14 protein-coding genes and 1 pseudogene are annotated in these 13,824 nt (G+C 46.9%); 9 read left to right on the top strand and 6 right to left on the bottom strand.

The window, feature by feature from the left end; genetic code table 11:
• The 5 genes and pseudogenes from Q0372_RS00895 to Q0372_RS10365 form a co-directional block, all read right to left on the bottom strand.
• Positions 1-295, bottom strand: a pseudogene (locus Q0372_RS00895) (hypothetical protein); the annotation flags it as partial.
• A 391-nt stretch (positions 296-686) separates the two neighbouring features.
• Positions 687-875 carry a hypothetical protein gene (locus Q0372_RS00890; protein ID WP_005869215.1) on the bottom strand — a complete coding sequence of 63 codons (189 nt, stop codon included), beginning with the start codon at positions 873-875 and terminating at the stop codon, positions 687-689.
• Between the two features lie 17 nt (positions 876-892).
• The gene (locus Q0372_RS00885) at positions 893-1,684 is read right to left on the bottom strand and encodes a LysR family transcriptional regulator (RefSeq protein ID WP_297882023.1); all 792 of its coding nucleotides are present in this window, start codon (positions 1,682-1,684) and stop codon (positions 893-895) included.
• A 9-nt stretch (positions 1,685-1,693) separates the two neighbouring features.
• Positions 1,694-2,476: a formate dehydrogenase accessory sulfurtransferase FdhD gene (gene fdhD, locus Q0372_RS00880; RefSeq protein WP_298101470.1), complete on the bottom strand. Its 783-nt coding sequence runs from the start codon at positions 2,474-2,476 to the stop codon at positions 1,694-1,696.
• A 275-nt stretch (positions 2,477-2,751) separates the two neighbouring features.
• Positions 2,752-5,004: a molybdopterin-dependent oxidoreductase gene (locus tag Q0372_RS10365; protein ID WP_366810307.1), complete on the bottom strand. Its 2,253-nt coding sequence runs from the start codon at positions 5,002-5,004 to the stop codon at positions 2,752-2,754.
• 535 nt (positions 5,005-5,539) lie between these two features.
• Here Q0372_RS10365 and napA point away from each other — a divergent pair.
• From napA to Q0372_RS00825, 9 genes are all read left to right on the top strand, one after another.
• Positions 5,540-8,323 carry a nitrate reductase catalytic subunit NapA gene (gene napA, locus Q0372_RS00865; RefSeq protein ID WP_298101469.1) on the top strand — a complete coding sequence of 928 codons (2,784 nt, stop codon included), beginning with the start codon at positions 5,540-5,542 and terminating at the stop codon, positions 8,321-8,323.
• 3 nt (positions 8,324-8,326) lie between these two features.
• Positions 8,327-9,085, top strand: a complete 759-nt coding sequence (gene napG / locus Q0372_RS00860) for a ferredoxin-type protein NapG (RefSeq protein ID WP_298101467.1) — start codon at positions 8,327-8,329, stop codon at positions 9,083-9,085.
• Positions 9,082-9,891: a quinol dehydrogenase ferredoxin subunit NapH gene (gene napH / locus Q0372_RS00855; protein ID WP_298101464.1), complete on the top strand. Its 810-nt coding sequence runs from the start codon at positions 9,082-9,084 to the stop codon at positions 9,889-9,891. The genes napG and napH overlap by 4 nt, the downstream gene beginning before the upstream one ends.
• Positions 9,888-10,421, top strand: coding sequence for a nitrate reductase cytochrome c-type subunit (locus tag Q0372_RS00850; protein ID WP_298101462.1), 534 nt, complete (start codon positions 9,888-9,890; stop codon positions 10,419-10,421). Before napH ends, Q0372_RS00850 begins: the two co-directional genes overlap by 4 nt.
• 9 nt (positions 10,422-10,430) lie before the next feature.
• Positions 10,431-11,600, top strand: coding sequence for a hypothetical protein (locus Q0372_RS00845; RefSeq protein ID WP_298101460.1), 1,170 nt, complete (start codon positions 10,431-10,433; stop codon positions 11,598-11,600).
• Positions 11,597-11,932, top strand: a complete 336-nt coding sequence (locus tag Q0372_RS00840) for a chaperone NapD (protein ID WP_298101459.1) — start codon at positions 11,597-11,599, stop codon at positions 11,930-11,932. The genes Q0372_RS00845 and Q0372_RS00840 overlap by 4 nt, the downstream gene beginning before the upstream one ends.
• 166 nt (positions 11,933-12,098) lie before the next feature.
• The gene (locus Q0372_RS00835; protein ID WP_298101457.1) at positions 12,099-12,587 is read left to right on the top strand and encodes a hypothetical protein; all 489 of its coding nucleotides are present in this window, start codon (positions 12,099-12,101) and stop codon (positions 12,585-12,587) included.
• Between the two features lie 257 nt (positions 12,588-12,844).
• Positions 12,845-13,054: a hypothetical protein gene (locus tag Q0372_RS00830; RefSeq protein ID WP_297882211.1), complete on the top strand. Its 210-nt coding sequence runs from the start codon at positions 12,845-12,847 to the stop codon at positions 13,052-13,054.
• Positions 13,055-13,185: 131 nt separating this feature from the next.
• Positions 13,186-13,446 carry a hypothetical protein gene (locus Q0372_RS00825; protein WP_298101454.1) on the top strand — a complete coding sequence of 87 codons (261 nt, stop codon included), beginning with the start codon at positions 13,186-13,188 and terminating at the stop codon, positions 13,444-13,446.
• Here the strand turns inward: Q0372_RS00825 and Q0372_RS00820 are convergent.
• The coding region (locus Q0372_RS00820) for an AI-2E family transporter (protein ID WP_298101452.1) at positions 13,419-13,824 on the bottom strand (406 nt) is incomplete at its 5' end. The two genes, Q0372_RS00825 and Q0372_RS00820, sit on opposite strands and share 28 nt — an antisense overlap.

The raw sequence follows: 13,824 nt of genomic DNA, 5'->3' as shown, positions 1-13,824 counted from the left end.
CAGTTTGCTTGCTTTTTAAAAGTCTTTTTAGCTCTACGTCTATGGCGGGTTCTTTAAATACGTTTTCTGGATTTGAATTGTAATCTATATCCCAGTAGCGAAATGCGAAGCTATCGACCTCTTCTTGGGTTGCGTATTTGCTAAGACCCGGCACTTTTGAGACATTTGTATCTGAAGTAACGGTAAAATGGGTTTGTTTGCGTTCTGTAAGACCTAATCTTTCGGCTAGCAGATACAGCGCACATACGACTACCACGCAGACGGCATAAATAAACCGAAGTTTAAAGCTTTTCAAAATTTCCCCTTAGAATTTTGCCCGCGACTATATCCAATGAGTACTTAATAAAATATAAATACTATATAGGCGAAATAGGCAAAGCTAGCTGAGAAATGCGGTTAAGTCGGGTTTGAATGATGAAATCTTTCGAGTAAATTTGGCGAACGAATGTCGTCATAGACCTTATTTGCGTAGCTACATCTTCTATTTACACCTACGCTAGGCATTATATCCGAAGCTCGCTCGCCGTAAATTTACCGCAACATCTTTGCGCAAGCTCTTCTTGAAAGCACAAACCACCGAATTATCGTAGTGTTAATGAGCGGCAAGCCGCTACCGTATCACCAAAAGCGTATTTTGCGGGATTTGTTCTCAAGCTGCTCGCGCGGCCATGAAGTGCGCTTGGCGTCTATTTGCCGATAAAATTTTTCTGCAGCCACTCCATAGCTTTTTCTTCGCTTTCAAATCTGCCGCTTTTGGCGACTTGAAACTGCCCCTCGTAGAAGCGAATTCTGATACCGTCTTGGACGCTATCTACCTTGATGCGCGTGATCCTGTCTTTGTTTAGATAGGTTCGGTCGTTTAGCTTTACAAACATCGTTTTCTCCTTTAAATTTAATGGTTTTTATCTGCCGCTTTACTTGCGTCTTTCTCGCCCTCTTTTTTCAAAAAAAGCTCCTTAAAGCGCTCGTTTGCGTAGTTTTCTATATCGCTTTGCAGCTGCTTATATGCAGCGATCAGCTCATAGGCGCGTGCATTTAGCGTCGTGCCTGCGGCATTGCCGCCGCCTTGCTTGGTGCTAAAGAGCTCCTCTTGTAGATTTTTTTGTAAAATTTGCAGATGGCTCCAGCACTTTTTATAGTTCATCCCCAAAACCTCGGCGGCTTTAGAGATGGAGCCCGTTTGAGCGATCACGTCCAGCACTTCGGTTTTGCCCTTGCCGAAAATGAGCTCGCCCTGCGCATTTTCGATCCAAGTTTTTGTTTTTACCCTCATTCTTTTGCCTTTCTTCTCCTTAAAGCAGCCCAGCTGACAATATTTCACGTCTATGCCGTGCTCCTTAAGCGTAGAGCGCACTGTATCAAACCCCACTCCGCCGCTAGCTACGGCTCGGGCGTCACGGCAAAAAATCCGTCTTTTCTCATCCAAAAGCGGATCTAGCTTTTGCAGCGCTTTTATGCTACCTCCGCTACATTGCAGCTTGCCGAATTGACCGAGTTCGCAGCGATCTATCCGTATCCCTTCGCGCGCCGCGAGATCTCCTACGACGCTTGCATCTACGCCTAATTTGGCAGCGATCTTAAACGCCGCGCCGCAATCAAGCTTGCCGCTTGGATTTAGTAAATTTAAAATCAGCCTTTTGATCTCGCTTGCTTTTTTATCGTCTATCTTAATATCTATCTCCATGCCGCCCTCTTAACTCAAAATTCTCTCTTCGCCGCTATAAATGTTTAAATTTTCGCCGCGAGCGAAGCCGCAAAGGGTAAGATCAAATTTACGTGCAATCACGACGCCGAGGCTCGTAGGAGCCGTACGCGAAACAAGCGCGCTAATGCCGCTCATCACGGCTTTGGCGACCATTTCAGAGCTTAGCCTGCCGCTTACCAAAAGAAGCGAGCCCTGCGTATCGCACCCCGCCAAAACCGCCTTGCCGACCGATTTATCGATGGTATTGTGCTGGGCGATATCCTCGCCGATAAAATACTCGCCGCCCGCGGTAAAGAGCTTTGCGGTGTGCACACAGCCGGTCATCTCGTAAAGCTCGCACTGCGTGTAAAACTCGCTCATCAAATTTAAAATTTCACTCTTATGAAATTTAGCGTCCGAGCGGACTTTGCGCGCCGCCATCGCTGCAGGATCAATATTTGCGGTAGAGCTGCGCCCGCAGCCGCTGATGATGACCTTTTCGGCATCGAAGCTATTTAGCCGCTTTTCGTTTATCTCGCCGCAAACATTCACGCTAAGTCCGTCCGGCGCGAGCTCTATGCTTTTTATACGGCTTGGATCCGAGATCAAATTTTCGCTCAGCAAATAGCCTATCGCAAGCGCTTTTAAATCGCTCGGAGTCGCCATCAGCGCGCCGAAACGCTTATCGTTTAGCAAAATTTCAAGCTTGATCTCGCGAACCAAGATATCGCTTACGATCCTTCTTTCATCACCTTTAAATTTAACTATCTCCGCCCTATAAATCGGCTCCATAGACCTTCCTTATTTTAATTTCGCCCGTATCGTAGTGAAATTTTGCTTAAATAGCCTTAATTCGCCGAAGTAAAGCCGTAGTACTGAAGCGGCGTGCGTAAATTTAAAGCGCTCGCAGTTTTGTATTTAAAAAATCGCGTGGAAAATTCCACGAGCCGCTTGCACCGTGAGCACAAGCGGCCATGAAGCGCCCGCAAAGATAAAATTTCATCAAATTTTGCCGTAGCTGCGATTAAATTTCATCTTTGCAAAGCGGGCGGAGTTTACCGCCCAAATTACCTATGCACCGGCGATAGATAAGGTTTCTCGGAGTGCATCGACATCTCGTTTTGTCTTCTGAACTCGATAAACTCGCTCTCGCTAAGCTTTCTGATATTTGCGATCGTCATCTTTAGCGGTGGGATGCCAGATAGCGGATCCAGATCGCCCGCATGCACGAGCTCGTTGCCGTCGGCCTCGCTGTAATGGAAAGTCGTAAATATCGTACCCTCTTTCAGATCCGGATTTATGCGAAGCTTCGCAGCGATCTGACCGCGCTTATTTTTAACGAGCGCGTAGCAGCCTTCTGTAAGCTCGCGTTCGCGTGCGATGTCGGGGCTTACCTCGATGAGCGCGCCTTCTGCACCCGCGCCGTACTCTAGCGCACGGCACTCTCTCGTCATCGTGCCAGTATGGTAGTGATAAACCTTACGCCCCGTCGTAAATAAGCACGGATAAATCTCATCCGGAATCTCGCTAAGCGCGCCGCTTCCCACTGGATAATCATCAGGGACTTTCATCTTGGCTCTAAAATCCGCCTCAGCTTTAGCGCGCTCCTCTTTATCATCCACGTAAAGCACCGGCACCATTCTAAATTTACCGTCAGGCAGCATCGATTTATGATCTGCGTAAAGAACCGGTGTGCCCGGATGATCTTCATCAGGACATGGCCAGCTTATGCCGCCTAGCTTATCTAGTCTATAGTAGCTAATACCGCCGAAAAATTTAGGCATTAATGCACGCACTTCGTTCCAAATTTCTTCCGCACTTAAAAAATCAAACCCTTCAAGTCCCATTCTTTGTGCGATATTGCAAACGACCTTCCAATCAGGCTCTACGCCAGGAGCCGGCTCGCTTGCCTTGCGCGTGCGCTGGACGCGACGGGAAGTATTTAAAAAGGTGCCGTCCTTCTCGCCCCATCCGGCAGCAGGTAGTACGACGTCGGCCTTCTGTGCGCTCTCGGTAAAGAAAAGATCCTGCACGATAAAGCAATCCAGATGGTGCGTTGCATGCACGAAGTGCTCCGTCCAAGGATCGCTCATTACAGGGTTTTCGCCGTAAACGTAGAGCAGCTTCAGCTCGCCGCTATCCATCTTATCGGGTGCGACCGTAAGCTTAAAGCCTGGAGTTGGATTTAGCTCGAAGTGCCATACTCTGCGCGCTTGCTCCTGAGCGTAAGCGGAATTTACCGCACCTGCCGGGATGACGTTAGGCAGCGCGCCCATATCGCATGCACCCTGGACGTTGTTTTGACCGCGCAAAGGATTTACGCCTGCGCCTCTTTTACCTAAATTTCCCGTCAAAATAGCTAAATTTGAAAGCGAAAAGACATTTGAGGTACCGTCGCTAAACTGCGTGATACCCATCGTGTAGCAGATCGCCGCTGCGCCTGCTTTAGCATACATTCTAGCAGCTTCGATTACGAGCTCTTTTTTCACGCCCGTCTCAGCCTCGAAGCGCTCGGGAGTAAAGTCCTTAACCGCTTCTTTTAAATACTCGTAGCCGTGAGCGTAGTTTTTAATAAACTCGTCATCTTGCAGATTTTCAGCAATGATAACATTCATAATGGTATTTAGCGTCTTAATGTTCGCACCCACCGGGATTTGCAAATAGATATCGGCTTTTTTCGCCATATCGGTGCGCTTCGGATCTACTACGATCATCTTGGCGCCGCGCTGCAAGCCTCGCTGCATCTGCATGGCAATGATCGGGTGGCACTCGCTCGTGTTTGTGCCGATGAGTAAAAATACGTCCGTATCGGTAGCGAATTCTACCAAATCGTTCGTCATCGTTCCGTTTCCTAGCGTGTTGGCAAGACCTGCCACTGTAGGAGCGTGTCAAAGACGGGCGCAGTGATCGACGTTATTGCTGCCCTGAGCTCGGAAAAATTTCTGAAAAACGTAGTTGTCTTCGTTATTTGAGCGCGCCGAGCTAAAGCCCATTATTGAGCTTGGGCCATATTTAGCGACGGTCTCTTTAAATTTAGACGCTACGAAATCGTAAGCCTCTTCAAAGCTTACCTCCTCAAGCTTACCGCTTCTATCAAATACTCCGTTTTTCTTACGGATCATAGGTTTGGCAAGGCGTTTTGGAGAGTTTACAAACTCCCAGCCGAACATCCCTTTTAAGCATAGCTCGCCGTCATTCACGTGGTGGGCCTGCGTAGGGCGCGCGTTTACGATCCTGCCGTCTTTTACGATAAGATCGATACCACAGCCGGTGCCGCAGTAAGGACAAGTCGTTTTGACAATCTTTTCTCTGGACTGCATAATATTCCTTTCAAGAATTTTGGTTTGCACGGCTATTATACTTTCTAGATTATAAAAGAATTTTTAAATTAGTGAATTTTTTTAAGCAAAATTTAAGCAATATGCAAATATCGCATATTAAATTGAATAGTTAAATTTTACGCTTTCGCTTCGACGACGACGGTATTTGCGCGTAAAATTTATCGCTTATCGCGAAAGACGCTTTTTAAGCTAAGTTTTATAATTTTAACAGAATTTTGAAATTCTATTACGCTCCGTTTTATTTCAAAGCGCGATTAAATTTTGATGAAATTTTAATGCTAATTTATCGGTATATTATATTAATTTGATTCAATGAAAATATATATTAAAATTTATCAAAAACTCGCTATCCTGATAAAATTTAAGCCACTAAATTTAAAATTTATAAAATTATTATCTTATATCTGAAATCTATGTAGAAAAAACCTTGATTTTAATCTAGACTAAGCCGTTTTTTTATGCTATTATCCAAAACGTTAATAGAAATTTACATTCTAAACGAAAGGTTAATCTCATGGATAGACGAGACTTTATAAAAAGCTCTGCAGCAGCGGCTGCCTGTAGCGTTGCGGGTATTAGCTTGCCTAGCAGTCTTAGTGCTGCGGACGAAGCCGAAAAAGGCTGGCGCTGGGACAAGGCGGCCTGTCGCTTCTGCGGCACCGGCTGCGGCATTATGGTAGCCACCAAAGACGGCAAAATCGTAGCAGTCAAAGGCGATCCGTTAGCGCCCGTAAATCGCGGTCTAAACTGCATCAAAGGCTATTTTAACGCAAAGATCATGTATGGCGCCGATCGCATCACCAAGCCTCTTTTGCGCGTAAATTCCAAAGGCGAATTCGACAAAAAGGGAAAATTTATCGAGATCAGCTGGCAACGAGCGTTCGACGAAATGGAGAAGCATTTTAGGCGAGCCTATAACGAAGGCGGTCCCGAGGGCTTTGCCGTACTTGGTAGCGGTCAATACACGATCCCGGAAGGTTACGCCGCAGCAAAGCTAGTAAAGGCGGGCTTTCGCTCCAATAATCTCGATCCTAATGCTCGCCAGTGCATGGCCAGCGCCGTCGTAGGTTTTATGCAAACCTTCGGTATCGACGAGCCTGCGGGCGTTTTCGACGATATCGAGCTAACCGATACCATCATCGCTTGGGGCGCGAATATGGCTGAGATGCACCCGATCCTTTGGTCTCGCGTCTCCGACCACAAGCTTCGCAACCCGGACCGCGTAAAAGTTATAAATCTCTCGACCTACTCTAGCCGCACTTCAAACATCGCCGATATCGAAATTATATTCCGTCCAAATACCGATCTTGCGATATGGAACTACATAGCACGAGAGATCGTTTATAACCATCCAGAGATGATAGACGAAAAATTTATTAAAGAGCACTGCGTATTCGCTACAGGTCCTGTGGATATCGGCTACGGCTTGCGAGAAGATATAAATCATAAAAAATACCGCAAGACCGAGCTCGATACTGCAGCCAAGCAAAAATCCAAAATTTTAAGCAAATCCGAGGGCGTTACGTTAGCATATCTGGGTATGAAAGAGGGCGACGTACTCGAAAACAAACACTCTGACAAATCGGATGCTCACTGGCTCATAAGCTTCGAAGAATTTAAAAAAGCGCTGGAGCCTTACACGCTAGATTTCGTAGCGCCTTTAGCTAAGGGTGACGAAAGTGAGGATTTAGAGGCGTTTAAGACCAAGCTAAAGCAGCTGGCAGATTATTACATCGAAAAGGACCGCAAAGTAGTAAGCTTTTGGACGATGGGCTTTAATCAGCACTCAAGAGGAACCTGGGTCAATGAGCAAAGCTACATGGTACATTTCCTTCTTGGCAAGCAAGCCAAACCTGGCTGCGGAGCGTTTTCGCTTACCGGTCAGCCTAGCGCTTGCGGCACAGCTAGAGAGGTGGGCACGTTTTCTCACCGCCTACCTGCTGATATGGTCGTGGCAAATCCCGCTCACAGAAAGGTTTCCGAAAAAATTTGGAAGCTTCCCGAGGGTACGATAAATCCAAAACCGGGCGCACATTATGTGCAGGCTCTGCGTAATCTTGAAGATGGCAAGATAAAATGGCTATGGGTACAGGTAAATAACCCGTGGCAGCAGATCGCCAACGCAAACCACTGGATAGCCGCGGCGCGCGAGATGGATAACTTCATCGTAGTAAGCGAGCCATATCCGGGACTAAGCGCAAAGGTAGCCGATCTAATCCTGCCAACCGCGATGATCTACGAAAAATGGGGCGCATACGGTAATGCCGAGCGCAGAACTCAGTGGTGGAGGCAGCAGGTCCTTCCGGTGGGCGACGCTATGAGCGATACGTGGCAGATGTTAGAGTTTTCCAAGCGCTTCAAACTCAAGGATTTCTGGGGCGAGATAAAGGTAAATGATAAGCTCACGCTTCCAAACGTATTGGATAAAATTTCAGAATTCGGCTATACGCCAGAGACTACACTATTTGAAGTGCTATTTGCAAACAAAGACGCTCAGGCTTTCGCTGCAAAAGATCCAATTATGGCAAGCTTCGATAACTCCGAAGTAAACGGCGACTCTCGCGCCATCATCGGCAGCGACGGCAAAGAATTTAAAGGCTATGGCTTTTTCATTCAAAAATATCTCTGGGAGGAATACCGAAAATTCGGCACCGGTCACGGACACGATCTAGCCGATTTCGATACATATCACCGAGTGCGCGGTCTTAGATGGCCGGTCGTAGACGGCAAAGAAACGCTTTGGCGCTTTAACGCCCAATACGATCCTTATGCTAAAAAAGCGGCTCCGGATAGTGACTTTGCCTTTTATGGCAACGCCAAAGCGGCGCTTCCTAGTGGCGATCTGAAATCCGCTACTTCTGGCGAAGAAAAAACAAGCCTTGCCAATAAAGCTAAAATTTTCTTCCGTCCATATATGGATCCTGTAGAAGTGCCAAGCGAGGAGTATCCTTTCTGGTTATGTACGGGTCGCGTGCTGGAGCACTGGCATACGGGCACTATGACTATGCGCGTGCCGGAGCTTTATCGCGCGGTGCCTGAGGCAAGATGCTATATGAACGAAGCCGACGGCGCTAAAATCGGTGTACAACAAAACGAAATCGTCTGGATCGAGTCGCGCCGCGGCAAGGTAAAAGCGCGCGTGGACTTCCACGGACGTAACATTCCGCCGAAAGGGCTTATTTTTGTGCCGTTTTTTGATGAGAAGGTTTATATCAACCGCGTCACGCTCGATCATACCTGTCCGCTTTCAAAAGAGACCGACTACAAAAAATGCGCGGTTAAAATTTACAAGGCGTAAATTATGGATAGGCGTGAGGTCTTAGGCATTCTTTCTTTAGCTGCGGGCGTAGGCGTTCTGGGGCTCGGAGTCGCAAACTCCAGCGAGCACGCCAGACTCCGCCCGCCCGGAGCTATAAGCGAGAAAGAATTTCTTAGCAAATGCCTAAGGTGCGGACTTTGTGTCGAGGCGTGCCCATTTGATACGCTTAAGCTTGCGAGCTTTTGCGATCATGCTATTGCAAACGGCACACCGTTTTTTATCCCGCGCGAAATTCCATGCTATATGTGCGACGACATACCTTGCGTCGCGGCCTGTCCTAGCGACGCACTAGATAAAAGCCTGGTAAGCGAAGACTCCAAGCTTAACGTGCGTCTATCGAAAATGGGCGTTGCGGTCATAGATACGGAGCATTGCATCGCTTATGCGGGCATCCAATGCGACGCGTGCGTGCGAAGCTGCCCCGTAATGGATAAGGCGCTTAGGATCGATTATCGTCACAACAACCGCACCGAAAAGCACGCCCTGCTCGTGCCTGTCGTAGATAGCGACTACTGCACGGGTTGCGGTAAGTGCGAGCATGCCTGCGTCACGAAAAAGGCGGCTATCAGCGTCGTGGAGCGCGAGCGCGTCATAGGAATTTCCAGCGACAACTACGTCAAAGGCTGGATCAAGGGCGACGACGCGAAGCTAAAGGACGCAGACACCAAAATTAAGCTCGATCCGCAAAAAAGCAGGGATTACTTAAACGAGGACGATCTAATGGAGGGGGCTAGGCAATGAAATATACTATTTTAAGGCGTTTGAGCCAAATTTCTATTCTAGTCCTTTTTATTTTAGGAAATAATTTCGCCTTCAAAGCCGCGAGCGAAAACGGAATTTTATCAGGAATTCTAAAGGGCAATCTAAGCTCGTCGAAACTTTTCGGCACGATTAACCTAAGCGATCCGTTTGCGACGGCACAGATGCTGTTAGCTAGCTTTTCTTTAGGCACTACGGCGGTTATCGGAGCGGTTATCGTAGGAGCATTTTATGCGCTTATAGCGCCGCGATTATATTGCTCGTGGGTCTGCCCGATAAATTTACTAACCGATCTTGCCGCGTGGCTTCGTAAGAGACTTGGCATAACAACTAGACTCGTTAGCGTAAATCGCAAAGCTCGCTACGTCCTAGCGGTGTTAGCGCTTGTTTGCAGCGGAGCTTTCGGCTTTGCGGCATTTGAGAGCGTAAGCTTTATCTCGCTTTTCGCGCGCGCCGTCATATCGCTGAGTGCCAGTGCATTTGCAATCGCGCTACTGATCGTGGTTTTTGAAATTTTTGCAGGCGATCGCACTATCTGCTCGCGGCTATGCCCGCTCGGCGGATTTTGGGCGGCGCTTAGCTATTTTAGCGTCATTCGCATTCGCCACGAGGTTGATAAATGCACGATGTGCGGCAAATGCAAAATGGTCTGCCCCGAAGTGCAGGTACTTAAGATGGTCGGGCGCGAAAACGGGCGCGTTAGCAGCGAGTGTATTAGCTGCGGACGCTGTATCGACGTATGCGACGACGATGCGTTAAATTTTAGTATATTAGGAGTGAAAAAATGAAAAAAATGGTTTTAGGCTTGGCTCTTGCATGCTGTGCGGCGCTATTTGCCGCGGACAAGACGGCTTCTATAGACGCCGACAGCTTGGGCTTTATAAAAAGCGTAGACGAATCGGCGCAAAATAAAAATTCCCTGCCCGATTTCAAATATAGCGAGGATGCTCCGGGCGCAGCTTCGAAAATCGAGCGCAGCTTCGAAAACGCTCCACCGCTTATACCGCACAGCTTAGAAGGGCTTGTACCGATCACAAAGGATAACAATATGTGCGTAACCTGCCATATGCCCGATGTCGCTAAGGATGTAGGCTCTACGCCGATCCCAAAAAGCCACTTGGTGGACTTTCGCACAGGCACGGATCTAAACGGCACGCTAGCCGAGCAGCGCTTCAACTGCACTCAATGCCACGTACCGCAAGCCCAAACCAATCCGCTAGTGAAAAATAATTTCAAAGCCGATTTTAGCAGGTTTAGCGATGCAAATTCCACTTCTAATCTCATAGATACGCTAAATCAAGGCGCCGAGGTTGAGTAGGAGCGCACGATGAAATTTTTACCACCGCTACTACTTTGCGCCTACTTCATCTATGCCGGCAACGGCGTTGCAATACCTAGTGGTGCTGTGGGCATAGATGCGCCTGCAAAGATCAAACACGCTAGCTTCATACTAGAGCTTGACGCAAATGTCGCGGTGCTAAAAAATCTAGACGGCGAAATTTACGCAGGGCTTGACAACGGCAAGCTCTATAAAATTACCATTAACTCTGCGGAGAGTTCCGCGCGAAATTCCACCGCCGGGCAAAATCTCGCAGATCAAAATTCCGCCGCAAGCACAAATTCCGATGCAGCGCAGAATTTCAATGCAAAAGCGAGCGTAAATTCCGCAGCGGCAAATTCTACGGCGCAAAATTCTGCCGAGAATTCTACGGCATTAAATTCCGCCTCAAATTCCGCATCGGGCGCAATATCCAAAACGCTAATTTTCGCCCTGCCCTCGTCCAAAAATTACCTAGACGAGCCGATGAGCGCTACCATATTCGACGTCGATAAACTAGGCGAAAAATACGCATTTTTGTATAACGGCGATGCGTTTGAAAAGATGCTGGGCGTGTTTGCAGACGGCAAGATCACGCACTACAAGCTACCGATGACGGGGATCAAAAACGTCTATTTCTATGACGAAAACACCGTGATTTTGCTAGGTCTTGGTAGCGAAATTTTATACTTCGACCTGTCTAGCGGCAAGGTAAGCTTCGAGCAAAAGCTCACCATCGCGTCTTTGGGCGGTAGCGCCTACGACCGCTCCAGCGGAACGCTGCTAATCTCGTGCGAAGGCGGCATCGTATTTTATTTCGACGCGAAAGCGAAAAAGCTTATGAGTCAAAAATCCCTACACAAGGACGGGATCTACTCCGTGGCGCTGCTTGGCGATCGTATGATGAGCGGCTCGAACGACAAAGAAAGATCGTGCTACTACGAAAACGGCGATTTTAGCAAATTCTATAATGCCCATTTTGCAGTTTTTGCCGTGGCGCTAAGCCCCGAGCTGGGTGCTTTTACCGTTGGTAACGGCGTGCGCGTAATCGATAAAGCAGGCGATATCGTCCGCAGCATCGAGCTGGATAACGACATCATCAACTATCTGCTTTTCGCAGGAGAGTATCTCGTGGGCTCGGGGTACAATAGATATATCTACTTTTGGGGGCTAAAATGAATATTTCAAGCGTCGTGATCTATCTAGGCGCAAATACTGACGTAGCGACGTTTCGCAAGCAGTTGCAAAGTATCGGCGGCTGCGAGTTCGTAGCGTGTGAGGACGGCAAGGCGGTAGCCACGATTAGCGCGGAGAGCTTCGAGGACGAGATCGCCGCATTTCGCGCGATAGAAGTCATAGAGGGTGTAAGCGAGGCGATGATGATCTACTCATACTCCGATCTGGACGCAGATATCGCCGCGGCAAACTTCGACAACGGCGAGCAGATAATGCGCGAGCTGGACGAAAAAGACCCGAGCCAGATCAAATACGGCGGCAAAGTGCGAGTCTAAATCGCCGCCGCAAATTTTAAAATTTAAAATTTTACCGCTAAATTTAACTGCGCAAGCAAGTTTAGAATTTTTGCAGCAAGCCGCCTAATCGCAAGCGCGCTGCGAATTATGGGCTCGTTAAGCTTGCATTAGATAATATAGCGCAAATCTGTCCGAAGGAGTAAATTTGCGCCTGAAATACCTTTGTATAATAGTTTTTCTAATCTGGCTCTGTATATTTATTGCCTTGCTACCTGCATATAGAATTTCGGCAATCTTAGAAGCGCTTGATTTTAGCGATAAAAACCTGACGCAAAGAGAGATCGTAGAGTTAAATTTAAAAGATTACCTAAAAAAACTTCACTACTTAGATAATTATCCACAAATAGATTTCGGCAAGATGGCGGATATTCACTTAGACAAAAACGGCTATGAGAGCGCAAGATTTTCATGGTGCAACGGCGATAAATATCCCGACGACAGATGCGAATTTTGGAAGCTGGATAAAAGGCTAAATTTTGATTATCTAATGGATCTGGGCTCTAAAATTTGCAAAAACGGCGAACCTATACAAAACGCCGAAGAGATTGTAGAAAACGACGAGATTTTAAAGCTACGCCTCTTTTATCCTTGGGAGCAAGAGCATTTGATTGACGAAGATGGAGAAATTTTATAGAGAATTTTATATATATGAGGTTTGGAGATGGCGCCAACCACTCATTCGACCTATTTACTGATTTTGTATTTATAAGTAAAAATGACATACAATTACCAATTACGCACGAAATAAAAACTAAAAAACTTGACATAATTACTCTAGAAAATAGATGTTATAGAAGGCTTTTAAACTCTATATTTAGGGATATATTTTATCAACAAAAAAAGAGCATATACCCGTTTTGCTATAACTATAAAAAGATAATTGATGAAAATATGGATTGCAATAGAGAATATATATTTTCTTTCATTTCAATATACGACAAGGGGAACAATCTCGATTATAAAACGATATTTTATAATAAAAATTTATACGATTATAAACATGAGACGGACATACTTTTCAAACAATACCAAAATTTAAAGAATCAAAAGAATAAGATAAATTTTAACTCGCAAGGAGAACGCAACGAAAGCGGATATTGAGTTGCTGGGCATTGCTTGCTAGAGCTGAAGTTAAAATTCTTTCTTTTATTATCGACTACTTTAAATTTAAACTCTAATCCATAAAATTTCGCCACGCCGCGCGGTGTAGCTTAAAAATACTGCGCCGCCGCATGACGCGACCCAAAATAACCTCGCCGATACTCGCGATCTTTGCTCTAAAATTCGTCAAAGAGCGCGAGCAGCAGCTGAAATTAAAATTCGCCTTTAAATTTAAAAGCTTTGTGCCCGCGCAAGAGCGCAAGCAGACAAAATCGCAAGGACGAGAGAGCCGCAAGGACGTGCTAAGCATTGCACTTTACGGGCGGCATTTTCATAAATTTAAAAGCGCCAAGCGGCGCAAGCCCTACTCGAATTCTATCTTTTTTAGATAATCGTATAAATTTAGCACCGCGATAAATAGCGTTAAAATCGCAGGCCCCAAGATCACGCCCCAGAACCCAAACGTGCTGATGCCCGAAAGCATCGAGAAGAAGATCAGCATCTCGTTGATGTTTGCGGGGTTTTCTACTAAGCGCGAGTTGATAAATTTTATCACGAGCGGCTTTACGAAGCTGTCCGCGAGCGTCGAGATCAGTATCACGCAATACGCCATTATCACGATCGCGCCCGAGGTGCTGCCCCCCGCTAGCACGTATAGCGCGGTGGGCACGTAGATGAGCGCGCCGCCGACTGCGGGGATGAGCGAACAGAAGGCAAAAAGCACCCCCACAAGACAACAACGATAGTGCACCTGATTTTTCAGGTTATCC

The sequence above is a fragment of the uncultured Campylobacter sp. genome (assembly GCF_937997405.1).
Taxonomy (GTDB): Bacteria; Campylobacterota; Campylobacteria; order Campylobacterales; family Campylobacteraceae; genus Campylobacter_B.
Note: the sequence above shows the minus strand (reverse complement) of the source record. Positions and strands in the feature narration are given on the sequence as shown.